22 protein-coding genes and 2 pseudogenes are annotated in these 21,794 nt (G+C 57.6%); 7 read left to right on the top strand and 17 right to left on the bottom strand.

What is annotated here, in order from left to right; all coding sequences use genetic code 11:
* Positions 1-241, top strand: a pseudogene (locus tag DSL70_RS21265) (DDE-type integrase/transposase/recombinase); the annotation flags it as partial.
* A 48-nt stretch (positions 242-289) separates the two neighbouring features.
* Here DSL70_RS21265 and DSL70_RS21260 read toward each other — a convergent pair.
* The gene (locus DSL70_RS21260) at positions 290-1,048 is read right to left on the bottom strand and encodes a tyrosine-type recombinase/integrase (protein ID WP_119309987.1); all 759 of its coding nucleotides are present in this window, start codon (positions 1,046-1,048) and stop codon (positions 290-292) included.
* Positions 1,049-1,121: 73 nt separating this feature from the next.
* Between DSL70_RS21260 and DSL70_RS22685 the strand changes: the two are divergent.
* Positions 1,122-1,382 (top strand): annotated as a pseudogene (locus DSL70_RS22685) (alpha-galactosidase); the annotation flags it as partial.
* Positions 1,381-1,983 carry a GH36 C-terminal domain-containing protein gene (locus DSL70_RS22680; protein WP_245418309.1) on the top strand — a complete coding sequence of 201 codons (603 nt, stop codon included), beginning with the start codon at positions 1,381-1,383 and terminating at the stop codon, positions 1,981-1,983. The pseudogene DSL70_RS22685 and the gene DSL70_RS22680, both read left to right, overlap by 2 nt.
* 86 nt (positions 1,984-2,069) lie before the next feature.
* On the opposite strand, the gene DSL70_RS21250 is transcribed toward DSL70_RS22680, so the two are convergent.
* The 5 genes from DSL70_RS21250 to ugpB form a co-directional block, all read right to left on the bottom strand.
* Entirely contained in the window at positions 2,070-3,020 is a 951-nt protein-coding gene (locus DSL70_RS21250) for a glycerophosphodiester phosphodiesterase family protein (protein WP_162916973.1), read from the bottom strand.
* Between the two features lie 84 nt (positions 3,021-3,104).
* Positions 3,105-4,181, bottom strand: coding sequence for a sn-glycerol-3-phosphate import ATP-binding protein UgpC (locus DSL70_RS21245; RefSeq protein WP_119309985.1), 1,077 nt, complete (start codon positions 4,179-4,181; stop codon positions 3,105-3,107).
* A 21-nt stretch (positions 4,182-4,202) separates the two neighbouring features.
* Positions 4,203-5,054 (bottom strand): sn-glycerol-3-phosphate ABC transporter permease UgpE, encoded by an 852-nt coding sequence (gene ugpE, locus DSL70_RS21240; RefSeq protein ID WP_119309984.1) that lies wholly within the window; start codon positions 5,052-5,054, stop codon positions 4,203-4,205.
* Entirely contained in the window at positions 5,054-5,935 is an 882-nt protein-coding gene (gene ugpA, locus DSL70_RS21235) for a sn-glycerol-3-phosphate ABC transporter permease UgpA (protein WP_119309983.1), read from the bottom strand. Before ugpA ends, ugpE begins: the two co-directional genes overlap by 1 nt.
* A gap of 80 nt (positions 5,936-6,015) precedes the next feature.
* A complete protein-coding gene (gene ugpB / locus DSL70_RS21230; protein ID WP_119309982.1) occupies positions 6,016-7,326 on the bottom strand; it encodes a sn-glycerol-3-phosphate ABC transporter substrate-binding protein UgpB in 1,311 nt (436 codons plus the stop codon).
* A gap of 325 nt (positions 7,327-7,651) precedes the next feature.
* Between ugpB and DSL70_RS21225 the strand changes: the two genes are divergently transcribed.
* Together DSL70_RS21225 and DSL70_RS22815 are read left to right on the top strand one after the other, a co-directional pair.
* The gene (locus DSL70_RS21225; protein WP_119309981.1) at positions 7,652-8,566 is read left to right on the top strand and encodes a LysR substrate-binding domain-containing protein; all 915 of its coding nucleotides are present in this window, start codon (positions 7,652-7,654) and stop codon (positions 8,564-8,566) included.
* Positions 8,567-8,792: 226 nt separating this feature from the next.
* Entirely contained in the window at positions 8,793-9,359 is a 567-nt protein-coding gene (locus DSL70_RS22815) for a sugar O-acetyltransferase (protein WP_205563455.1), read from the top strand.
* A 7-nt stretch (positions 9,360-9,366) separates the two neighbouring features.
* Here the strand turns inward: DSL70_RS22815 and DSL70_RS21215 are convergent, their stop codons facing one another.
* The 11 genes from DSL70_RS21215 to DSL70_RS21165 all read right to left on the bottom strand — a co-directional run bounded on the left by DSL70_RS21215 (position 9,367) and on the right by DSL70_RS21165 (position 19,402).
* On the bottom strand, positions 9,367-10,086 hold the full coding sequence (locus DSL70_RS21215; RefSeq protein ID WP_119309980.1) for a GNAT family N-acetyltransferase: 720 nt from the start codon (positions 10,084-10,086) through the stop codon (positions 9,367-9,369).
* Complete coding sequence (gene menC, locus DSL70_RS21210) at positions 10,083-11,210, bottom strand: o-succinylbenzoate synthase (RefSeq protein ID WP_119309979.1); 1,128 nt, start codon at positions 11,208-11,210, stop codon at positions 10,083-10,085. Before menC ends, DSL70_RS21215 begins: the two co-directional genes overlap by 4 nt.
* Positions 11,211-11,225: 15 nt before the next feature.
* Entirely contained in the window at positions 11,226-11,993 is a 768-nt protein-coding gene (locus tag DSL70_RS21205) for an ABC transporter ATP-binding protein (protein WP_119309978.1), read from the bottom strand.
* The gene (locus DSL70_RS21200; RefSeq protein WP_119309977.1) at positions 11,993-12,700 is read right to left on the bottom strand and encodes an ABC transporter permease; all 708 of its coding nucleotides are present in this window, start codon (positions 12,698-12,700) and stop codon (positions 11,993-11,995) included. Before DSL70_RS21200 ends, DSL70_RS21205 begins: the two co-directional genes overlap by 1 nt.
* A gap of 2 nt (positions 12,701-12,702) precedes the next feature.
* Positions 12,703-13,410 carry an ABC transporter permease gene (locus DSL70_RS21195; RefSeq protein WP_119309976.1) on the bottom strand — a complete coding sequence of 236 codons (708 nt, stop codon included), beginning with the start codon at positions 13,408-13,410 and terminating at the stop codon, positions 12,703-12,705.
* A gap of 30 nt (positions 13,411-13,440) precedes the next feature.
* Positions 13,441-14,217, bottom strand: a complete 777-nt coding sequence (locus DSL70_RS21190; protein WP_119309975.1) for an ABC transporter substrate-binding protein — start codon at positions 14,215-14,217, stop codon at positions 13,441-13,443.
* 74 nt (positions 14,218-14,291) lie between these two features.
* Entirely contained in the window at positions 14,292-15,176 is an 885-nt protein-coding gene (locus DSL70_RS21185) for a MurR/RpiR family transcriptional regulator (protein ID WP_119309974.1), read from the bottom strand.
* 277 nt (positions 15,177-15,453) lie between these two features.
* Positions 15,454-16,224: a DeoR/GlpR family DNA-binding transcription regulator gene (locus DSL70_RS21180; protein WP_245418310.1), complete on the bottom strand. Its 771-nt coding sequence runs from the start codon at positions 16,222-16,224 to the stop codon at positions 15,454-15,456.
* A gap of 179 nt (positions 16,225-16,403) precedes the next feature.
* On the bottom strand, positions 16,404-17,708 hold the full coding sequence (locus DSL70_RS21175; RefSeq protein WP_119309972.1) for a TRAP transporter large permease: 1,305 nt from the start codon (positions 17,706-17,708) through the stop codon (positions 16,404-16,406).
* Positions 17,709-17,727: 19 nt separating this feature from the next.
* Positions 17,728-18,330: a TRAP transporter small permease gene (locus tag DSL70_RS21170; RefSeq protein WP_119309971.1), complete on the bottom strand. Its 603-nt coding sequence runs from the start codon at positions 18,328-18,330 to the stop codon at positions 17,728-17,730.
* A 58-nt stretch (positions 18,331-18,388) separates the two neighbouring features.
* A complete protein-coding gene (locus DSL70_RS21165) occupies positions 18,389-19,402 on the bottom strand; it encodes a TRAP transporter substrate-binding protein (protein WP_119309970.1) in 1,014 nt (337 codons plus the stop codon).
* Positions 19,403-19,712: 310 nt separating this feature from the next.
* On the opposite strand from DSL70_RS21165, the gene DSL70_RS21160 reads away from it, so the two are divergent.
* The gene (locus tag DSL70_RS21160) at positions 19,713-20,426 is read left to right on the top strand and encodes an SDR family NAD(P)-dependent oxidoreductase (protein WP_119309969.1); all 714 of its coding nucleotides are present in this window, start codon (positions 19,713-19,715) and stop codon (positions 20,424-20,426) included.
* Between the two features lie 13 nt (positions 20,427-20,439).
* Positions 20,440-21,771 carry an NAD(P)/FAD-dependent oxidoreductase gene (locus DSL70_RS21155; protein WP_119309968.1) on the top strand — a complete coding sequence of 444 codons (1,332 nt, stop codon included), beginning with the start codon at positions 20,440-20,442 and terminating at the stop codon, positions 21,769-21,771.
* The last annotated feature ends 23 nt before the right edge of the window (positions 21,772-21,794 follow it).

Below are 21,794 nucleotides of genomic sequence, written 5' to 3'. Positions count from 1 at the left end.
GATAGTGGTAAAGTCTATGGCTATCGCAAGATCCTTCATAAGGACCTGATCCATTCGGACCAGGGCTCTCAATTCAAAAGCATTGATTGGGCGGCATTCCTGCGCCAGCACAATCTTGAGCACAGTATGAGCAGGCGTGGAAACTGCCATGATAAGCGCTTTGCGCCATCGGTCCGAGCAAAGCATGGCGAACGCTGTTGCAGAAAGCTTTTTCAATTTGCTCAAGAGGGAACGCATCCGAGCGACAGAAAACTTGAAGCCCCAAGGTGTCTACAATTCTAGGAGCAATTCAGTACCAAGGCCTTGTCAAAGCGATGGGTTTACCCTCAGCACTACTCTCGAGAACAAGGCCTCTCTGTTTCCCTCGATCCAAAGCCTTTTGCACATCAGGAGCCAAACCATTCAGGGGGACCAGCCGCGACCCAGTCTTACTGTCTGCCAAGAAGATCGTGCCTTGAGTAAGGTCCACATGCTGCCAATCAAGATTGACGATCTCGCCGACACGCAGACCAGCAAAAAGAAGCAGACGGATTGCAGCAGTTGCGGAAGGCAGCTCCATTCTCTCACCGTCAATGTGACCATCCGCCAAATCCAAAGTCTTCAATAAGCGACCATTTTCGTGCTCGCTCAAGAACCTGTCCTTCATATTCTCTTTGAACTTCTTGATGCCCTGAACAGGATTGTCTGATCGCATTTCCCAATCGACAGCGCAGGCAAACATCTTGGACAACAGAGCCAAAACACGATTAGCCATGCCCTCACCACCTCGGACGAGACCACGTCCTCGCGGTTTAGCAGGAAGCTTTCCGGCAGTCTTGCCTTGCCCTATATCAAGCTTCAGTTTCTCAATATCAGCACGCGAGACATCCTGAACTTTCATGGAACCGATCAACTGGACAACATGGTTTTCAATGTTGGCCTCATCTGTCGCGATGCTTCGAGGCTTCTTATGAATTTCCGCGTAATCGGCGATATATCGCTTTGCCAAATCTTCGATAGTCTCAGCTTTGCGATTGCTTTGCTTGACCGCGCTGACATCCTTCCCCAAAGCGGCTCCAGCCAGCTACTGCTGCGCTATCTTGCGAGCATGATCAACGGTAAGCTGCCGAGTTTGCCGATGGATGGGCGCCGAGCGCTTTGTGCTCGATAATGGCTGGTTCGGCAAGCGGGATGACGACACCAGCTCTCTGGGAGACTGGACGATCGACAGCAGAAAACGGCCCAATGGTCTCACCCCGCTAATCGACAAGGCTCATGCCGAAGGCATGACCTTTGGCCTGTGGGTGGAGCCGGAAATGGTTAATATGGACATCGATCTTTATCGCGCCCACCCAGACTGGTTGCTTGGACCGACCGACCAGTTGACCGGACGGCTCCAGCATGTGCTGGTTCTCTCAAACCCTGAGGCACGAGACTATCTGTTCTCTGCTCTCAGCCCTGTTCATTCCCGCAGCCGTCACGGGAAGCCATGTCGGCCCGCGCAAATGCCATTCTTCCGGCCGTATTCTGCCCATGTCCTTCAGGGCATGGGTGGCAGCGGAAAGGCATATGGGCTTCGAGATGGACCCACGGGAGTTGACAGACGAGGAGTTCGCCATCCTGCAGCGCGTCACCAACTGGTGGAAAGCAACCCGCGACTGGCGCATGAAGGGTTATGTGCTCCCCCTTGAAAGCGATGACAGCTCGGTTATTTCCGAGCTGCAAATTGCCGCAGACGGCGCGCGTTTTGTCCTCTTTGCCGGACGTTTCGCAACGCCGCGTCACACCCTGCCTCTGGCCCAACGGCTGACGGGGCTCGAGCCCGATGCCCTCTATCGGGTTCGGCTCATCAATCCGGAAGATCGCCCACCGCAATCACGCGGCCATACGGCGCTTGTCGAAGGCGACCTCACTCTCAGTGGCAAGGCCCTGATGACCCACGGCCTCAACCTGCCTCTCTCCTGGCCCGCCACGATGTGGGTAGTCGAGGGAGAGAGGGTCTAGGATCAGAGCCAGCCTCGTTTCAAAGATAAGAAACAAGAAGCATGTCGAGACGCAGCCAATGGCTGCGTCAATGGCTAAGTCAGGGCCTATTTCCAGCGCAACCCACGATCGATTAATACGCGCTGAACACGGGCAGGATAGTCGGAGATGATGCCATCGACGCCGATATCGATCATGTGTTCGATATCGGCAAAGTCGTTGACGGTCCAGGCGTTGACACCAAGGCCCAACCGATGGGCGTCCGCCACCTTCTCGGCAGTAAGATCCCGATAGAAAGCCGACCAGAAGGAAGCCTTCTCCTTTGCCAGCATCGCCGCAACGCTGCCGCCGTTGGCATCAAAGTCGCTACGCCCGAGCCAAGGTGAGCCACTGAAGACGGTGGCATGGCCGCGCAGCTCATCCCCTTCCACCTCGGATTCCTCGACCGTCAGATAAGCCCGCTCGATATTGGGTGCCTTGTCCCTGAGATCATCAATCAGCGCCCAGTCGAAGGATTGCACGATCACCCGGTCCTCAAAACCCTGCTGCTTGAGAGTGGCAATCAGCGCATCAATCACCTGACCACCGCGTTCCCTGTGCACCGCTCGCGTCGGGTCCGACTTGATCTCGATATTGAGCGCCGCCTCGTGAGCAGGCTTCGTCCGGCACAGAGCCATAACTTCGTCCAGGGTCGGTATGACAATTCCGTTCAAGAACGCCTGATCCGGATAGCGGGCGGCGTAGTCGGTGCCGCTTCTGAGCCCGCCCACGTCATAGCGTCTGAGCTCATCATAGGTGAGGTCAATCACCTCGGGACCATCATCCACCCAGGCGCCCTTGTCATCCCGCGCCAGCGAAGACGACAGACGGAAGTCATGGGTGACCACCAGAACGCCATCCCGGGTCATCTGGATGTCGATTTCGAGAATGCAAACCCCGATCGACAGGGCATAGGCAAAGCTTGGCAGGGTATTCTCAGCCAACAGGCCCCGCGCCCCGCGATGGCCCTGAATCTCAACAATACCCTTGTCGCGAAGCGAACCCGCTGCGTGAAACATTTCCGTCTCCTTGAAAAAATCTTCGTCCAGCATCCGGTCCAATGACCGGGCACTTTATCCGCACCTTCGGCGGCTCGCCAGAAATCAATTGATGCGCTTGCCTTTGTCACTATCGAACACGTGCAGATTCTCTGGCTCGATGGTGAAACTGAAACGCTCACCACTGGCAGCCGGAACCACACCGTCAATCCGGGCAATTACGGTCTCGCCACTGCCGCCCAGATTGGCATGCAGGATAGTGTCCGCACCCAGCTGTTCCACCACATCGGCGTTGAGATAAAGAAGGGCCTTGTCCGCATCACAGCGGATGAGATGTTCGGGCCGCATGCCCAGCTTGATGGCCTGGCCCTTGTGCGAGAGCAAGGGCTTTGCCAGCTGGATTGCCTCACCCGTCGTCAGAATGGCGGCGGTGCCATCATCAGAAAGACGCCCGTCCAGAATATTCATGGCCGGAGAGCCGATGAAGGTTGCCACAAACAGTGTCTCAGGCTTGAGATAGATGTCGATCGGCGTGCCGAACTGCTCGACATTGCCGCCGTTGAGCACCATCAGCCGATGGCCAAGAGTCATGGCCTCGACCTGATCATGGGTCACATAGATGGAGGTGATGCCGAGGCGCTCCTGCAGCTTCTTGATCTCAAGGCGCATCTGGACGCGCAGCTTGGCATCGAGGTTGGACAGCGGCTCATCGAACAGGAACACCTCCGGCTCGCGCACAATGGCCCGCCCCATGGCGACGCGCTGACGCTGACCGCCGGAAAGCTCCCGTGGCGAGCGCTTGAGATAAGGGGTGAGCTCCAAAATCTCGGCAGTTTCTTCCACCCGCCGCTTGATCTCGGCCTTCGGAACCTTGCGGATCTTGAGGCCATAGGACATGTTTTCAAACACCGTCATATGCGGATAGAGCGCGTAATTCTGAAACACCATGGCAATGCTGCGCTTGGCCGGTTCGAGCTTGTTGACGACCTTCTCGCCAATCTTGATCTCGCCACCCGTGATGGTCTCAAGCCCGGCAACCATGCGCAGGAGGGTGGACTTGCCACAGCCGGACGGGCCGACGATGACGACAAACTCGCCATCCTCGATTGTGCCGTTGATGCCATGAATGACCTCATTGGGACCGTAGGACTTGCGAACATAATCAAATTTAATCTTGGACATGAGTAATACCCGTTGATCCCGTTATTTCTCGGTTTCCGTCAAACCCTTGACGAAGAATTTCTGCATTCCGATCACTACCGCCACCGGCGGCAGCATGGCCAGAAGGGCGGTCATCATGATGACGTTCCACTGCGGCGAACCGGTTTCGGCTTCCAGCATCTGCTTGATGGAGATGACAATGGTGCCCATGCTCTGGTCCGTGGTGACCAGCAGCGGCCAGAGATACTGGTTCCAGCCATAGATGAAGACGATCACGAACAGCGCGGCGATATTGGTGCGTGACAGCGGCAGCAGCATGTCGAAGAAGAAGCGCATTGGCCCTGCCCCATCGATCCGGGCGCTTTCCAGCAACTCGTCCGGAATGGTCAGGAAGACCTGCCGGAACATGAAGGTCGCCGTTGCCGAAGCAATCAGCGGCACCGAAAGCCCCCAGTAGCTGTTCAGCATGCCAAGGTTGGCGACCACCTCGAAGGTCGGCACGATGCGCACCTCGACCGGCAGCATCAGGGTGATGAAGATCATCCAGAAGAAGGTCATCCGCAGCGGAAAGCGGAAATAGACGATGGCATAGGCCGACAGGATCGAAATGGAGATCTTGCCGATGGAAATCATCATCGCCATGATGAAGCTGTTCAGCATCAACTGCCAGACCGCAGCCGTTTCCGACCCCTTGAGGCCATTGCCAAAGAAGGTCAGGCGCAGGTTTTCCCAGAACTGCCCACCCGGCAGCAACGGTAGCGGCACATGCGCCATGCGCACGGCATCATGGGTGGACGCAACAAACATGATCCAGATTGGCAGGGCAACCAGCAGGATGCCGACGATCAGCACGAGGTGGGTCACGAAATCAAGAAAGGGACGATTTTCGACCATCAGTATTCAACCTTTCTCTCGATATAGCGGAACTGGAACACCGTCAGCGCGATGACCATGACCATCAGAACAATCGACTGGGCCGCCGAACCGCCGAGGTCAAGACCAATGAAGCCATCGGTAAACACCTTGTAGACAAGGGTCGTCGTCGAACTTGCCGGCCCACCCTTGGTGACGGCATGAATGATGCCGAAGGTGTCAAAGAAGGCGTAGACCGCGTTGATGATCAGCAGGAAGAAGGTGGTTGGCGACAGCAGCGGCAGGATGATCGTCCGGAAACGATAGACCGGCCCGGCGCCATCAATGGCCGCCGCCTCGATCACAGACTTCGGAATGGCCTGCATGCCAGCCAGATAGAACAGGAAGTTATAGGCGATCTGCTTCCACGAGGCCGCGAGAACAACAAGCGCCATCGCCTGATTGCCGCTCATGTAGTGGTTCCAGTCGATCCCGGCCATTTCGAGAAAATAGGGAAAGATGCCCAGCGTCGGATGGAACATGAAGCTCCAGATGGCACCGGCCAGCACCGGCGCAATGGCATAGGGCCAGATCAGCAGGGTCCGATAGAAGGTGGCGCCACGGATCACCCGGTCAGCAAAGGCAGCCAGCACCAGCGACGTACCCATCGAGACCACAGCCACCAGAGCCGAAAACAGGATGGTGCGCCAGAAGGTGGCCAGATAGAGCGGATCCGTGAACAGGACTTCGAAATTCTCGAACCAGACGAATTCGGACCCGAGCCCGAACGCGTCTTCGATGTGGAAGGATTGGTAGAACGCCTGTCCGGCCGGCCAGAGGAAGAACACGATGGTGATCACGATCTGGGGGGCAACCAGCAGATAGGGCAAGGGGGACGCGGGAAAATGCACGCGCTTGATCATCTTGAACCTCAATTCATGAAACCATGCCGCCCTGAGGGCGACATGGTGTGTCAATGCTATCCAGAAAGGAGAGGTCCGGATTACTTCACGCTGCGTTCGAACTTGCGCAGAAGTTCGTCGCCACGGGTTTTGGCATCGTCAAGAGCGGTCTGGGCAGGCTTGGAGCCGTTCCAGATGTTTTCCATTTCCTCATTGATGACAGCGCGGATCTGGGAGAAGTTGCCATAGCGGATACCACGGGAATTCGGAGTCGGCTGGTGCAGGCTGAGCTGCTTGATAGCCGTATCGGTGCCCGGGTTCTCGTTGTAATAGCCCTGTTCCTTGGACAGCTCATAGGCCGCCGTGGTGATGGGCACATAACCGGTCTGCTGATGCCACCAGGCCTGAACTTCAGGCGAAGACAGGTAGGTCATGAATTTGGCAACGCCCTTGTACTGCTCTTTCGGCAGGCCGTTGAGAACCCACAGGGTTGCACCACCGATGATGGAGTTCTGCGGTTCCTTGGCAATGTCGGTATCGAGCGGCAGCATGGATTCGCCGAAGTTGAACTTGGCGTCAGACTTCAGGCCACCGTAGGAAGCCGAAGAGGTCATCCACATGCCGCATTCGCCGTTGGTGAACATCGGGGCGCTGTCGCTCTGGCGTCCGCCATAGACGAACTGGCCGGTCTTGGACATTTCATAGATGTCGTTGAGACGGTTGGCGACCTGTGCGTTGTTGAAGGTGAATTCGGTGTCGAACCCGGCAAAGCCGTTTTCCTTGGTGCCCGATGGCAGGTTGTGCCATGCCGAGAAGTTCTCGATCATCACCCAGGACTGCCAGCCGAAGGTGAAGCCGCATTTCATGCCGCTATCAACCAGCTTCTTGGAGGCGTCTTTCATTTCGGCCCAGGTCGTCGGGATCTTGGCACCAGCCTTGTCCAGAGCATCCTTGTTATACCACAGCACCGGAGAGGAGCTGTTGAACGGCATGGACAGCAGCTGGCCTTCCGGAGTTTCGTAATAGGAGATCACCGCTGGCAGGAAGGCGCCGCGATCAAACGGCTCGCCCATGTCATTCATCAGCTTTTCAACCGGATAGATGGCTCCCTTGGCAGCCATCATGGTTGCAGTGCCAACTTCATAGACCTGCACGATGGCTGGCTGCTGCTTGGCGCGGAATGCGGCAATGGCACCGGTCATGGTCTCGTCGTAGGAGCCCTTGTAAACCGGAACGATCTTGTAGTCGGACTGGGTAGCGTTGAAGTCGGCTGCGATCTTGTTGACGCGCTCACCGTTGGCACCCCCCATTGCATGCCACCACTGAACCTCGGTTGCGGCCATTGCGGGAACGGACAAACCGGCAAACATGGTTGCGGCAAGCAGGCCGGCAACATTGCGAGAAATATTCATTTTCGAATTCCTTTGCTCTAATGCGAGACAAATTGAAAAAGCAGATGCACTCCTCCGGGATGCTGCCTTCCATCAGCGGAAGGGGCCTCTCTCATCTCGAATGATGGAGGTGAGAAGCCTTTTGGCTCGCGCAGAAAAGCGTGCGTTCGGGCGGTGTTTCACACCGTTTTCCCCAAGCCAGACCAGACGCTCGGCAAGGTGGCGGAGCGCAAAGGATAATTCAAATGAATTTTCTTCGTCATCATCATAACATCATGTTATGTTTCTAAAAGCCGTTTCAGGACAGCCATATAGGCTCCGACTTAATCACCAGGGAAATGAAACCATGCTGCAATTTCGTCAATTGGAAGCGTTTCGCGCCGTCGCCAACTGCGGCAATGTCACACTTGCCGCCAACCAGCTGGGCATATCGCAACCGGCCGTTTCACGCCTCATCGCCAATCTGACGAAAAGCCTCAATTTCGAGCTGTTCGTCCGCGACGGCGGTCGGTTGGTACCGACGCAGGAAGCCCGGTTCCTGATTGGCGAAGTGGATCGCCTGATCGGCGGCATGCGCAACATCGAAAAGCTGTCGCAGGAAATTCAGGAGCGCAAGGTTGGCCATTTGCGCGTCGCCTGCCTGCCCGGCTTTGCCACCACCCACCTGCCGCTGGTCATCGCCCGGTTTCTCAAGGAAAGGCCGGGGGTCACCATGGCGCTGGAGCCGGACCGACCGGAGCGCATTCTGGACTGGATCATCTCGCACCAGTATGACCTTGGCATAACAGCCGACGACAAGCCCCACGCCGTAATCGAAAGCATCCCGGTGATGATGCGAACCGTGGCCATTCTGCCTCCGGGACACCGGCTCAAGGACAAGGAAGAGATCACCCCGCGCGACCTCGACAACGAACCCTTCATCCACTCGCGCCGCAGCAGCGCCTTCTATTCCCTCATCGAAACCGCTTTCAAATCATCCGGTGCCCGCCTCAATCCGCTGATGGAAACCCGGCAGTTCGGCCCCGCCTGCCGCATTGTCGCCGCCGGGGTGGGCGTCAGCATCGTCAGCATCATCGATGCCCTCGAATATGAGCGAGAAGGCCTGATCATCAAGCCCTTCAAGCCCGTCGTGCCCCATCGGCTGGCCATTCTCTATCCGACCCATACCCCCCGCTCGGTGATCACCATGGAGTTCATCGACATGTTCATCAAGAGCCTGGAGCCCTACACCCTGAGCAAGATCGAAACGCGAGCGCGCTGACGGCAAGGATGATCCGCCCGGGTGGAGCTGAGCGCCCTGAAGCGCAACAAACGCGGGTGTGGATAGGCACGCCGGGCGCAAATTAGCTGCCGACAGGTGACCGCAATCGGCTAAACTCCGAAAAGCCAGCCGCCATATTCATGACACTGTCATGAAAGGCTCAAGTGCGCGACCGGCAACAGCTCAAGCCGCCCTCCTTGGGGGGCATATCGGGAGATTTTTGAAGATGGGACAAGCATTCGACGCCATGGTGGCTGGTGATCCCTACTGGATCAACGATCCGGAGCTGGTGGAAATCCGCTATCGCACCCGAGATCTGGTCGACCGGTTCAATGCACTCGGCGCCCGTCAGGTGACGGAGAAGACCGAAACGATCCATGCCATTTTCGGAACAGTCGGCGAAGATGTCCACATCGAGAAGCCGATGCGCATCGACTATGGCGTCAATACGACCATCGGCAGCCACGTCTTCATCAACTTCAATCTGGTCGTGCTGGATACGGGCAGGGTCACCATAGGCGACCATGTCTTCATCGGCCCGAATGTCTCGCTCTATGCCGCCCTTCACCCCATGAACATCGAGGAGCGTGCCGCCCACACAGGCACCACCCTGCCCATCACCATCGGCAACAATGTCTGGATTTCCGGAGACGCAAAGATCATGCCCGGCGTGACCATTGGTGATGGCGCGGTGATCGGTGCAGGCAGTGTGGTGACCAAGGATGTCCCCGCAGGCATGCTTGCCGTGGGTAATCCTGCCCGCATTCTCCGCAAGGCCGACCCGAAAACCTGAGGCGTTTCTAGCGCCCCAGCAGATAGCGATGCTGCTGCCGGTCAAACCCAACGATCCGGCTGCCACCATTGAAGGCCGCCTGCAGGGCGTCCCGCACCCGCAGCCGTTCGGCAAGGGCCTTTTCCGGGTCCGCTGCCATCAGCGCGTCGATATCGGCAGGAATCTCCAGCCAGTCCTGCCCCGCAGCAGCATGATCCGGTTTGAACCGACCCTCGGCCCGCGCAACCACGGCCTCATCCTCAAGGTGCCAGACCGCCATGATCCGGTCGGATGGCAACCCGGCATTGATGCCCGGCATGGCGCCGTAATAGTCGACAAAATACTGGTTGGAGACAGCCCCCAGCACACCGATGTTCAGCCCGGCGTTGACCGCACGCAACGGATCATATGTCCAGCGCACCGTGTTGAGGCCACGCGCCAGACACCAATCGCGCTGGAACCATTTGAGGCTTGCCCCCAGCCCGAGCCCGCGAGCCTTGGGCAGAACCGCCAGACGGTGCGAATGCTGCAACCCCGGCGTGACGGTGGGAAAGCCCAGCACGAAACCAAGCATCTCGCCATCCCGGAAGGCTCCGCCAACCAGTCCGCCCTCGGATTGCAGGGCCATCAGGATATCGGAGTTGTCGGGTTTCTCGCCCTCGCCCCAAGCCTCGATCTGCAGCACTTCTGCATGCTGCAGTTCGGCGATACCGGAAAGTTCGCGCAGGATTACGGTCTTGTCTGTCATGCACTGAACCTTTCAGTCAGATCGGTAACGGTTTCGAGGTAGTCCCAGTCAATCGACACTCCGATGCCGGCCCCATGCTGCGGCACAGCCATCATGCCATCGCTGGCTTCCAGCGGTTCGTTGATGATGTCGCGCTTGAAATAACGGCTGGAAGAGGAGGTATCGCCCGGCTTGGTGAAGTTGGGCAGACTGGCAAGATGGATGTTATGGGCGCGACCGATGCCGCTCTCCAGCATGCCGCCACACCAGACCGGCGCCCCGAAGGCTTCCGATATGTCATGAATCGCGCGGGATGCAGCATAGCCACCCACCCGGCCCACCTTGATGTTGATGACCCGTCCGGCCTCATTGGCCAGTGCCTTGCGGCAATCGGCAGCGGTGCGGATCGATTCATCAAGACAGATCGCCGTCTTGATCTCGCGCTGAACGATGGCGTGATCATGAATGTCGTCAACGGCCAGTGGCTGCTCGATATAGTCGAGATGGAAGTCATCCATGGCGCGCAGAATGGGCAGGTCGACAAGCCCGTAGGCCGTATTGGCGTCAACCGTCAGCTTGATGTCCGGGAAGTCCCTGCGGACGGCTTCCAGGAGCTTCAGGTCGTGGCCCTGCTTGACCTTGAGTTTGGTGCGCTTGTAACCGGCGTCCTGAGCCACCGCGATGCGATCCAGTGTTTCCGGAATCGAGGCAATGCCGATGGAGACACCAACCGGCACCGCCTCGCGCACACCGCCGAGCGCCGATTTCAGCGGAATGTTCAGAGCCTTGCACCACAGGTCCCAGAAGGCCAGTTCGACCACCGCCTTGCTCATCCGATGGCCACGCCATGGGGCCATCAGCTGGGTGAGATCGGCAGGTGAGGCAAAGCGCTGACCGACGATCTGCGGCAGGATCAATTTGCTGAGGAAGGCCAGAGCCCCCGGAATGGTCTCTTCCAGATAATCCGGAAACGGATCCATCACCGCCTCGGCATAGCCTTCCAGCCCCTCGCCGCGCAGGATCAGCAGCGGGAAGACCTTGTCGGTCATCGTCTGGTTGGAAACGACAAAGGGCGTAATGAGCGGCAGGCTGACCACGCGCAGCTCGGCTGCTTCGATGCGCAGCCCTTCAAATACAGATGCCATATCGACTATGTGCCTCTATCGGATTTTGGAAATGAAGCGGGCAAAGGCCTCGCTGTCGGGATTGTCAAACAGCTTGTCCGTCGGGCCGCGCTCGGCCACCCGGCCCTCATGCAGGAACATGACCTCGGTGGAAACTTCGCGGGCAAAGTCCATCTCGTGGGTCACGACGATCATCGTGCGCCCTTCGGCTGCCAGATCCTGCATGACCTTGAGCACCTCGCCCACGAGTTCCGGGTCAAGCGCCGACGTCGGTTCATCGAACAGGATGACATCCGGCTCCATGGCCAGCGCACGGGCAATGGCGACGCGCTGCTGCTGACCGCCCGAAAGCTGGGATGGATACATGCTCATGCGGTCGGCAAGACCGACCCGCGCCAGCAGGGCCTCGGCCTGATCCTGAGCCTCCGCCTTGGAGCGACGCTTGACCTGTACCGGCCCTTCCATGACATTTTCCAGCACCGTGCGGTGGCTCCACAGATTGAACTGCTGGAACACCATGCCCAGATGCTGGCGGATCCGCTCGATCTGGCGCGGATCGCCCGGCCGGTCCTTGCGCACCACGATTTCCTCGCCATGCACGCTGACAGTGCCGGACGTGGGCACTTCCAGGAAATTGAGACAGCGCAGGAAGGTCGACTTGCCCGAGCCGGAAGCACCGAGGATGGAAATCACATCATGGTTGCGGGCTTCCAGTGAGATGCCCTTGAGCACTTCGGTGGGGCCAAAGCTCTTGTGAATGTCCTGTGCCTTGAGCACGATGTCGGGTGAAGAAGTTGGCTGCATCACAATGCTCCCTTCGGGGATCGCCCCAGCATATGCCTTGACAGTCGCCGTTCAATGGTGCGCCAGACAAAGACGAAACAGGCTGTAATCGTGAGATAAAGAACCGCGGCCCAGAAATAGGCCGAGAAATCGAAGGTGCGCGAGAAGATGAGGCGCGTCTGCCCCATCAGGTCGAACACAGTGACCACGGAGGCCAGCGCCGATGCCTTCATCAGCAGGATGACTTCGTTGCCAAGCGCGGGCCAGGCATTGCGGTAAGCGTGCGGGAAAATCACCCGCCTCAACACCTGCAAGCGCGACATGCCGATCGCCCGAGCAGCCTCGATCTCGCCGGGTGCAACCGACTGGATGCCGCCGCGCATGATCTCGGACTGATAGGCACAGGAGTTGATGGCAAACACCAGCACCGCGCAATTGAACGGATCACGGAAGAAATGCCACAAGCCCAGCGACTGCAACTCGGGCCGGAACTGCCCCGAGCCATAGAAGACAAGGAACAGCTGCGCCAGAATCGGAGTGCCGCGGATGAACGAGATATAGAGCCGCACCGGAGCTTGCGCCAGCGCCGACCCGTGGGCTCGGATCAGGGCAAGGAGCGGCGCAAAGATGGCAGCAAAAACCGCCCCCATCCCGGTCAGCAGCAGCGTAGTACCGGCACCATCAAGGATCTTGGGCCAATATTGGGTCAGAATTTCAATCAAGGCCATGGCTATACGCTCCTCACCCCGCGGTTGGCCCGCTTTTCCATCTGCTCCAGAACCAGCTCGGATAGCAGACAGAACACCCAATAGAGCAGGCAGGCGACCAGATAGAAGGTGAAGGGCTGCTTGGTCACCCCGACCGCCACCTTGCTGGCGCGCATCAGGTCATCGAGCGCAATGACCGACACCAGCGCCGTGTCCTTGAGCAGGTTGAGCCAGAGATTGCCAAGCCCCGGCAGGGCAAACCGCCACAGCAAGGGCAGTTTGATGCGCCAGAAAATCTGGCGGGGCGTCATGCCGATCGCCTGCCCGGCCATGACTTCCCCCTTGGGAATGGCCAGAAAGGCACCACGCAGCACCTCTGCGGCAAAGGCCGCAAACACCATCGACAGCGCCACCACACCGGCGGCAAAAGGCGACAGCTCCACCCGACCGAAATCGGGAAAAAGCGAGGTCACAACATGGTTCAGCAGAAGGCCGAAGCCGTTATAGACAATGAACAGCGTCAGGATTTCGGGCAACCCGCGCATCAGGGTGGTGTAACCCACCCCGATGGCACGCCCGATCCGGTTTTGCGATAGCGAACATCCCGCTACCGCAAATCCGAGGAGCAGCCCCACTGGCAGGGTCGTGACTGCAAGGCACAGCGTGACCCACAAGCCAGAGAGGATCTCGTCGCCCCAGCCAAGGGGCCCGTAGGAGAACAACTCGAGCATGGAAATGTCACCTTTGACCGGGGCAAACGGTTATTTCATCGTGTAGATATCGATCGTGAAATATTTGTCGTTGATTGCCTTGTAGGTGCCATCGGCGCGGATTTCAGCCAGAGCCTTGTTGAGACGTGCCTGAAGATCGGTGTCTTCCTTGCGCAGGGCGATACCGACGCCATCGCCGACGAATTCCGGATCGGTGATCGGTTCGCCAGCAATCTTGCAGCATTTGCCATCTTCGGTCTTTTCAACGAAGTCCAGAAGCGGCAGCATGTCGCCGACCATCACGTCGATACGGCCAGAGGCCATGTCGAGGTTGGCTTCGTCCTGGGTCGGATAGAGGCGGATATCGGCGTCCGGATATTTGGCCAGCGCATAGTCAGCCTGGGTGGTGCCGGACTGGGCGCCGATTGCCATGCCCTTGAGGGCGTCATTGGTGAATTCGGTGATACCGGACTCCTTGGCCACAACATGGGTCATGGCAGCCTTGTAGTAGGGGTCCGTGAAATTGACCTGCTTCTTGCGCTCGTTGGTGATGAACATCGAGGCGATGATGAAATCATACTTGTCAGCCAAAAGGCCCGGAATGATGCCGTCCCAATCCTGTGCCACGACTTCGCACTCGGCGCCGATGCGCTTGCAGAGCTCAAGCCCGATATCAATATCGAAACCCTCGATCTTGCCCTCGGAGGTGACATAGTTGAACGGAGGATAGGCACCCTCCGTGCCAAGCCGCAGTTTTTCAGCATAAGCGCTCGTGGCGAGACCGGCGAACAGCACGGCTGCGCCAATAATCTTTGCAAGTTTCTTCATTGTGTTCCCTTTGGTGGTGGTTGGATATTGCTAATGGTCTTGGTTTGGAAGTGATTTTATCGTTGGATCTTGCTCTATTCGGATACGGACGTAAGCGGATTGCCGACATGGCCGGTAAAGGCACCATAGAGGCGGGCGACCTGATTGAGTCGCGCCTCGGCACCCTCGCCAAGCGACAGGAAAATATCGTTGATCAGCAGGTTGCTGAGAATGGCCATATGTGCCGTGGAATCCCAGAACTGGTTGAATTGCGTGGCGACCATGAACAGTTCGTCGACAAACTCTTTGCCCCAGTCACAGAAATGGTCGGTAACAAGGGTAACCGGGATACCGGCCTTGCGTGCCTCACGCGCCAGCACCAGCGCCTGACGGGAATAGTTCCGCGCCTCGAAGATCACCAGACAACAATCCCCCTGCTCGATCAGAACTTCCGAGAAATTGCCCGCAGCAAGATCGATGAGATGCACCCCGGTCCGGACATATTGCATCTGGCTGGCAAAATACTGGCCCAGACCGCGCTCGGTCTGAAAACCGGTCACGAAGATCTTCGGAGACGTTGCAAGGCGGGCAACGACCCGCTCCCATTCTGCCGTTTGCGCCAGTTCATAGACCCCTACCAGTCCGGACATCTCGGCTTCCAGCCCCTGCCGCAACCGCTCGTCGCGCTGGCTGTCGGCACTGCGCAAGGCATCGAGCCGGTCCTTGATCAACCACGGTTGATCGCCCATGTCGTCTTTCAGATGCTCCTTGAGATCCTTGAAATTGGCATAACCGATGGCCCGGCAGAACCGCCCGACGCTGGCCTCACTCACCTGCACCTTCTCGGCCAGGGTCGCCGCCGTTTCAAACGGCAGGTCCTTGAAGCGCGCCAGCATGAAGCTCGCAATGGCGCAATGCGAGCGAGAGCCGGACTTCGTCGCTTCTGAAAGGCGATCATGCAGGGAAAGAGGAACGGTCATGCAAGTCTCTCAAGTATCAATATGACAGTTTTCTATCAAAAAGAATTACATGTCAATAAACTTGCAAATTTCATTCAGGCATTGCTCGCATGCGCATTGTGCAAGGCATATTGTGCAAGGCGCACAAAGGCAAAGCCCGGCACAGTGATACCGGGCCTTGCCCCAATGGGATTGCACAGAATGGATGGATGACGGCCCCAGCGCTTTATAAAAAAGCACGGCCATTGCCAGTTGCCAGCAGCATCCAGATGCTCCGAGCGCCCTCAAACCCTATGTCCTAGAGCTTGGCGATCTCGAGATTGATTCCGCGCAGGCGGATTTTCTCAATGGCCTCTTCGCTGAGACCATCATCAGTGATGATGGTGTCGAAGGTTTCAATCGGCACCGTGCGATAAAGGGCACGATCAAAAAAGCGACTGCTGTCGAGCATCAGGACCGTCCGTTCCGATGCCTCGATCATCGCCCGCTTCATCAGCATGACATCCAGCAAGGTCTCGGACGCGCATTCCATGTCGAGTGCCTGAGCCGACATGAAGAAGCAGTCACAGCGGATATCAACCAGAAAGTCGAGCCCCGGCTGGCCCAGCAGACCATAGGACCCGAAGCGGCAGGAACCGCCAGGAACAATCAGCTTGATATGCTCCTTGTAGGTCAGGGTCGTGGCCACATAGAGGTCGTTGGTGATGACCGTCAGGGGAATGGTATTGGCCGCAAGTTCCTCTGCCAGCATGTGGGCAATCACGGCGCCGGAATCGATGATGATGCTCTGCTTGGGCTCGATCATCTGCAACGTGTGCCGCACGATGGAGCTTTTCTCCTCGACCGCAGTGCGGCGGGCAAGGTCGGTCGAGGGCTCGAAATTGGTCCGGGAACGGATGCGCACCGCGCCCCCGTGGGTGCGCCGGACGATGCCTTCAGCGGCGAGCGAGTCGAGATCCCGCCTCACGGTCGAGACGGAAATGTTGAACATCCGTGCCAGCTCCTGATTCGTGCCGGACACATTGGTTTGAAACCACTGAATCAGTTGTTGTCGTCGCTCAGCAGGCAACAGCTCTTCTGCAGGGGATACAGGTGTTTCGACCAAGGTGAACTCCAGTTGTTTCAGGTCTGCCAGGGGTGAAGGGTGTGCCATCTGATCAGACACAACGCAACAACCCTGACTTGAACCTATACCGAAAACCAGGAACGGGGGAATGGATGATTATATAAAATCCAGACCAAATCCGACTATAATGCTGATGGCAGCCACAGAACAATTTGCGGGAACGCAGCCAGAAGCGCAGTACCAAGGCACAGCAGAAGGAAGAAGGGGGCGGCCGCTAAAATGGTAGCTCCCAGACTTCGCTCGGTCAGGGCCTGAAGAATATAGAGGTTGAGACCGATCGGCGGCGTGATCGTGCTCATCTCGATCATGATCACCAGATAGATGCCGAACCAGAGAGGCTCATAGCCTGCCTGAATGATCAGCGGCACCGCAATCGGAACCGTCATCACTGTCATCGACGTCCCGTCAAGGAACATGCCGAGCACGATATAGAGTGCAGCAAGGATCAGCAGCACGCCATAAGGAGGCAGGTTCAGACCGGCAATCATTTCCGTGATCATGGTCGGCAGGTGCATATAGGCAATGGCCGCTGACAGGAAGGCCGAAGAGGCGATCAGCATGCAGATCATGGAGGAAATGCGCAGGGTGTTCATCAGACTTTCGACGATCAGCCTGACGCTGAACTGACCGGTGGCAATGGTGATCACGACGGCGCAGAAAACACCGACCGCTGCCGCCTCGGATGGTGTCGCCAGACCCGAGTAGATCGATCCTAGCACGACAAACATCAGCGCCCCGATCGGCACCAGTTCCCCAAGCCCTTTCAGGATCGCACGGGCAGAGACCTCCCCTTCATATTTGGGCGCCATATGCGGAAAGGCCATCGACATGATGGCGATATAACCCGAGTAGAGCGCGGCCATCATGATCCCGGGCAGAATGCCGGCAATGAACAGCTTGGCAATGGAAACCTCAGCCAGCACGCCATAGATGATCATCGCAATCGATGGCGGGATCAGCAGCCCGAAGCTACCAGCTCCGGCCAGCGAACCGGCGGCCAGCGACATGCTGTAATCACGCTTTTTGAGCTCCGGCACGGTGATTTTGCCGACCGTTGCAGTGGTCGCCGTCGAGGAACCGGAGATCGCAGCAAACAGGGTGCAGCCAAACACGTTGGTGTGCAGGAGGCCGCCCGGAATCTTGGCAACCAGTGGCGCAAGCCCGCGGAACAGGCGCTCGGAAATGTCGGTCCGGAAGATGATGTCGCCCATCCAGATGAAAATGGGAATGGCGGCCAGCTCCCATGACACGGCGGAAGACGAGATGACTTTCGTGGCGATCGCTCCGATGCGAACCCAGGGAAAATCGAGAATGAGCCACATGGCGCCTGCGCCGGACAGCAGGAGACCGGCAAAGATCCAGGTTCCGGCGCCGAGAAACAGGGCCAGAAGCGCCAAAAGCAGAACTGAAGCAAGAGCAACAGACATTATTTTACCCTTTCACCACTCAGATTTTGAGCGAACGCTCGGACGTGTGCCCTACCGCGAACAGGCGCAGCAGCCTCACGAGCACCTGCAAGGCAAGCAGGACCAGACCGATGAGAAAAAAGCTTTCCGGAATCCAGAGTGGGATCTTGATATAGTGCTGGCCGACCGTGCCACGCGCCCAGTATTTGAAGACGGTGTTCCACTGATATTGAACCAGAAACAGCAGAATGGCTTCGGTCGCAACCAGACAGAACACTTCAGCAATCCACTTGCCAAAGGATGGCAGAACACCGGTCAACGCCGTTACACGGATCATGGCGCCATGTTCCAGTGCCCAGGCCGCCGCCAGAAAGGTCGTTGCCGCCACCCCGTATCCGACCAGCGTGTCAGCCATGAAGGTCGAAAGCGAGAAAAAGCGCAAACAGATCTCGACAATGATCAGCAGCGTCATCAAGGCAATGAGAACGGCAGAGATCACAGCGCACAGCAGATTGAGCGCGCTCGAAATCCGGCTGATGAAAGCCAGCCATGCCGGATCATCGGGATGAGAGGGAAATTTGAACGGAGACTCTTCGGAAGCAACCTCATCTTCCGATGACCCAAACCCAGTTTTCGTTGACATAGAGTCGTGACCTTAAAAAAGTCCGGCACCTGAAATCAATCAGGCACCGGACATCATATTAGCTAGATTTCTGTGCTTCAAAGGCTTTGAGAACCGTCTCTCCTTTTTCTCCAGCCTGGGCAAGCCACTCGTCACGCACTTTCTTGCCCGCATCCTGAAGCAGCTTGAAGACTTCATCCGGCACATCATCGTCATGGGTGATGGTCATGCCATGCTCGCTCATGACCTTGTAGGATTTCTCGATGGACTCAACGACGATCTTCCATGCATAGGCGTCGCAGGCATCGCAGATGTCCATGATGGCGGCCTGTACGTCGGCTGGCAGGGCATCGAAGGCCGGCTTGTTGACGTGGCAGACGAACAGGCCCATGGCATAGTTGATCTCGGTGAAGTCGGAAACATAGTCCCAGATGGAAAGCTGCATGCCACCATCGGCAGAGGTCAGCACGGCATCGATACCGCCGGTCGACAACTGCGGAATGAGGTCGCCCCATGCGATCTGCAACGGAGACGCACCGGCGTTCACCAGCGTCTGGGTGCCGTTGACGTCATAGGTGCGGATTCGCAGGCCTTTGATGGCCTCGACGGAAGTGATCGGCATCTTGGCATGAATGCCCGACGGAGCGTTTGGCATCGCCCACAGCAGCTTCATGTCGTGATCTTCAAAAATCTTGGAATATTCAGGTTTCGCGGTCTTCCAGAGCAGCATGGCTTCTTCGGGGGAGCGGGCCATGAAAGGAAGAGACGTCAGGTTGAACAGCGGATCGATGCCGCCCAACTGGGTCATCAGCGTGATGGCGATCTGCACAGCTCCGTCTTCAACAGCGTCGAAATGGTCAGCCGACTTGTACCCGAGCGCCCCGCCACCCTGATAGGTGATCTGCAGGGCATCGCCAACTTTCTTCTTCAGTTCATCGATAAAGAATTTGCAGGCCTGACCGGTCAGAGACTGACTGCCATATTCGTCAGCCAGATCCCATTTCACGCCAGCAGAAAAGGCGGGGGTGCCAACCAGTGTGGCAGCACCAAGAATGGTTGAATATTTAAGAAGGTCGCGCCTTGAAATCGTCATGTAATCCTCCAATCGGCATTCGCCCAGTGGTTCCGCTTCTGGCTCTCTGTTAAGAGCAAAATGAAAGGTGTCTTCCCATTTCTCCCACATGCAGCCATAAAATTCCAAATATTGTCAAGACGTCGAATAGACACCGGTACCAAAATCCGACTAATTGCTAAAAATATCTCCAAATGCTCAAAAAACACGCAGCGTTTGCTCGTTTTCGCGGTGGGTTACGATAGAAAATGATAGAATTTCGGTTTACTGCGCAAGCTTTCTGGATATATCCTTCCAACGATTACCAATTCCATCACGAGGCGTGACACCGATGAGCAGCGATAAAAAGGCCAGAATTGCTCTGATCAGCGGCGCAAACCGAGGGATAGGCGCAGAAATTGCGCGCAATCTACGGTCGCACGGCTATTGCGTGTCCTTGGGCGCTCGCGATGTCGGCATGCTCGAAAAAGTTCACGGCAAGCCAGATTCGACGATGCATTTTGGTAGATTTGACGCATTTGACAAAGAGAGCACCAAAGAATGGGTCGCTTCTGCAGTGAACCACTTCGGTCGCATCGATGCTCTGGTCAACAATGCCGGCAATGGCAATCAGGTCAGCCTCATGGATGATGACGAAGAGGCGCTGGATGAGCTTCTGACAGTCAATGTCAAGGCTCCGCTGCGGCTGACCAGACTGTGCATACCTCACCTCGCAAAGACAGGACACGGGCGTATCATCAATATCGTCTCCCTGTCTGGCAAGCGGGTGCGCAACGCATTCGTTGGCTACAACCTGTCAAAATTCGCAGCCATGGGACTGACCCACACCACCCGACATGCCACCTGGGATCAGGGGATACGCACGACGGCAATCTGTCCCGGCTTCGTCCACACCGACATGAGTGCCTACACCTCCAAGGTCACCCCCGAAGAAATGACCCAGCCGGAGACCATCGCCCACCTTGTTCGCACGGCAATCGAGCTTCCCAACAACGCGGCAATGGCTGAAATGCTTGTCAATTGTCGACTGGAAGACATGCTTTAGCGAGGAAACGATCATGCCAGTCCCCCTTTTAGAACGCATCACCGCCGACACCCTCCAGCCAAAGAGCGCCGACGTGGTCATCATCGGCGCGGGCATTGCCGGGGTATCAGCAGCCCTCAACCTTGCCGAAGCAGGGCTGAAGGTGGTTGTCTGCGAAAAAGGGCTGGTTGGCGCAGAACAGTCGAGCCGCAACTGGGGCTGGGTGCGCCAGATGGGCCGCGATCAGGCCGAACTGCCCCTTACCATGCGGTCACTCACGCTGTGGCGGCATTTGGATGCCAAATACGGCATTGACACGGGCTTTCGTGAGACCGGTATCACCTATGTCGCCCGCACCCGCGCCGAGGAAAGGGAACTGACCGACTGGAGCAAGATCGGCAAGGCAGCCAATCTCAACAGCCGCGTTCTTGGTCCAGCCGAGCTTGAGGCACTTCTTCCCGGCATCGCCCCGCGTTTCCGGATGGGGCTCTATACCGCCGATGACGGTCGTGCCGAACCGGGCAAGGCCGCACCGGCCATCGCCAGAGCCGCCCAGAAACTCGGCGCAACTTTTCTTGAACACTGTGCCGTGCGCGGCATCGAGACCACGGCTGGCCGGGTCTCGTCGGTTGTCACCGAGCATGGAACGATCAGAACCTCCGCTACCATTGTCGCCGCCGGAGCATGGAGCCGCCTGTTCCTTGGCAACATGGGCCTCAACTTCCCGCAGCTGAAGGTGCTGGGCACCGCCGCCCGCGTCGAGGATGTTGCCAACGTGCCGACCATGCCTGTTGGCGGCGGCGACTTCGCCTTCCGCGAAACACTGGACGGCGCCTTCTATGTTGCCTTGAGAAACTACAATATCGCACCGCTGACGCCGGATCATTTCCGCCTGTTCCTTGATTATCTGCCCGTCCTCATGAAGAGCTGGCGGGAGTTGAACGTGCGCCTGACCGGCCTGTTCTTCTCGGAACTCAAGGTGCCCCGTTCCTGGTCGCTCAATGAGGAAACGCCTTTCGAGAAGATGCGCATTCTCGACCCGGCGCCGCATATGCCCTTCAACATCCGCGCCCTTGCGACCCTCAGAACGGCTTTCCCGAATTTTGCCCCGGCCCGCATCACACATAACTGGGCAGGCATCATCGACACGACCCCCGACGCCGTCCCCGCCATTGGCCCCATCGAGCAGGTTCCCGGCCTGCACATTGCATCCGGCTTCTCCGGCCACGGCTTCGGCATAGGCCCCGGCGCCGGGGAACTGATTGCCGAGATCGTAAGGGGCGTAAAACCAGCGGTGGATCCCAAACCGTTCCGTTTCGACCGGTTTGGCAAAACCCAATCACCAAAGCTGCAAGAGGCAGCATAGTTCCATATAAGAGAGAGAATACA

Origin of the sequence: Cohaesibacter haloalkalitolerans (assembly GCF_003574655.1) — a bacterium.
GTDB lineage: Bacteria > Pseudomonadota > Alphaproteobacteria > Rhizobiales > Cohaesibacteraceae > Cohaesibacter > Cohaesibacter haloalkalitolerans.
This window is presented reverse-complemented; position numbering and strand designations above follow the sequence as displayed.

Excerpts from the sequence above, each read along its gene's own strand:
- DSL70_RS22680 (WP_245418309.1), top strand. The coding sequence starts at position 1,381 with ATGTGCTGGTTCTCTCAAACCCTGAGGCACGAGACTATCTGTTCTCTG.
- DSL70_RS21250 (WP_162916973.1), bottom strand. The coding sequence starts at position 3,020 with ATGTTTCACGCAGCGGGTTCGCTTCGCGACAAGGGTATTGTTGAGATT.
- DSL70_RS21245 (WP_119309985.1), bottom strand. The coding sequence starts at position 4,181 with ATGTCCAAGATTAAATTTGATTATGTTCGCAAGTCCTACGGTCCCAAT.
- ugpE (WP_119309984.1), bottom strand. The coding sequence starts at position 5,054 with ATGGTCGAAAATCGTCCCTTTCTTGATTTCGTGACCCACCTCGTGCTG.
- ugpA (WP_119309983.1), bottom strand. The coding sequence starts at position 5,935 with ATGATCAAGCGCGTGCATTTTCCCGCGTCCCCCTTGCCCTATCTGCTG.
- ugpB (WP_119309982.1), bottom strand. The coding sequence starts at position 7,326 with ATGAATATTTCTCGCAATGTTGCCGGCCTGCTTGCCGCAACCATGTTT.
- DSL70_RS21225 (WP_119309981.1), top strand. The coding sequence starts at position 7,652 with ATGCTGCAATTTCGTCAATTGGAAGCGTTTCGCGCCGTCGCCAACTGC.
- DSL70_RS22815 (WP_205563455.1), top strand. The coding sequence starts at position 8,793 with ATGGGACAAGCATTCGACGCCATGGTGGCTGGTGATCCCTACTGGATC.
- DSL70_RS21215 (WP_119309980.1), bottom strand. The coding sequence starts at position 10,086 with ATGACAGACAAGACCGTAATCCTGCGCGAACTTTCCGGTATCGCCGAA.
- menC (WP_119309979.1), bottom strand. The coding sequence starts at position 11,210 with ATGGCATCTGTATTTGAAGGGCTGCGCATCGAAGCAGCCGAGCTGCGC.
- DSL70_RS21205 (WP_119309978.1), bottom strand. The coding sequence starts at position 11,993 with ATGCAGCCAACTTCTTCACCCGACATCGTGCTCAAGGCACAGGACATT.
- DSL70_RS21200 (WP_119309977.1), bottom strand. The coding sequence starts at position 12,700 with ATGGCCTTGATTGAAATTCTGACCCAATATTGGCCCAAGATCCTTGAT.
- DSL70_RS21195 (WP_119309976.1), bottom strand. The coding sequence starts at position 13,410 with ATGCTCGAGTTGTTCTCCTACGGGCCCCTTGGCTGGGGCGACGAGATC.
- DSL70_RS21190 (WP_119309975.1), bottom strand. The coding sequence starts at position 14,217 with ATGAAGAAACTTGCAAAGATTATTGGCGCAGCCGTGCTGTTCGCCGGT.
- DSL70_RS21185 (WP_119309974.1), bottom strand. The coding sequence starts at position 15,176 with ATGACCGTTCCTCTTTCCCTGCATGATCGCCTTTCAGAAGCGACGAAG.
- DSL70_RS21175 (WP_119309972.1), bottom strand. The coding sequence starts at position 17,708 with ATGTCTGTTGCTCTTGCTTCAGTTCTGCTTTTGGCGCTTCTGGCCCTG.
- DSL70_RS21170 (WP_119309971.1), bottom strand. The coding sequence starts at position 18,330 with ATGTCAACGAAAACTGGGTTTGGGTCATCGGAAGATGAGGTTGCTTCC.
- DSL70_RS21165 (WP_119309970.1), bottom strand. The coding sequence starts at position 19,402 with ATGACGATTTCAAGGCGCGACCTTCTTAAATATTCAACCATTCTTGGT.
- DSL70_RS21160 (WP_119309969.1), top strand. The coding sequence starts at position 19,713 with ATGAGCAGCGATAAAAAGGCCAGAATTGCTCTGATCAGCGGCGCAAAC.
- DSL70_RS21155 (WP_119309968.1), top strand. The coding sequence starts at position 20,440 with ATGCCAGTCCCCCTTTTAGAACGCATCACCGCCGACACCCTCCAGCCA.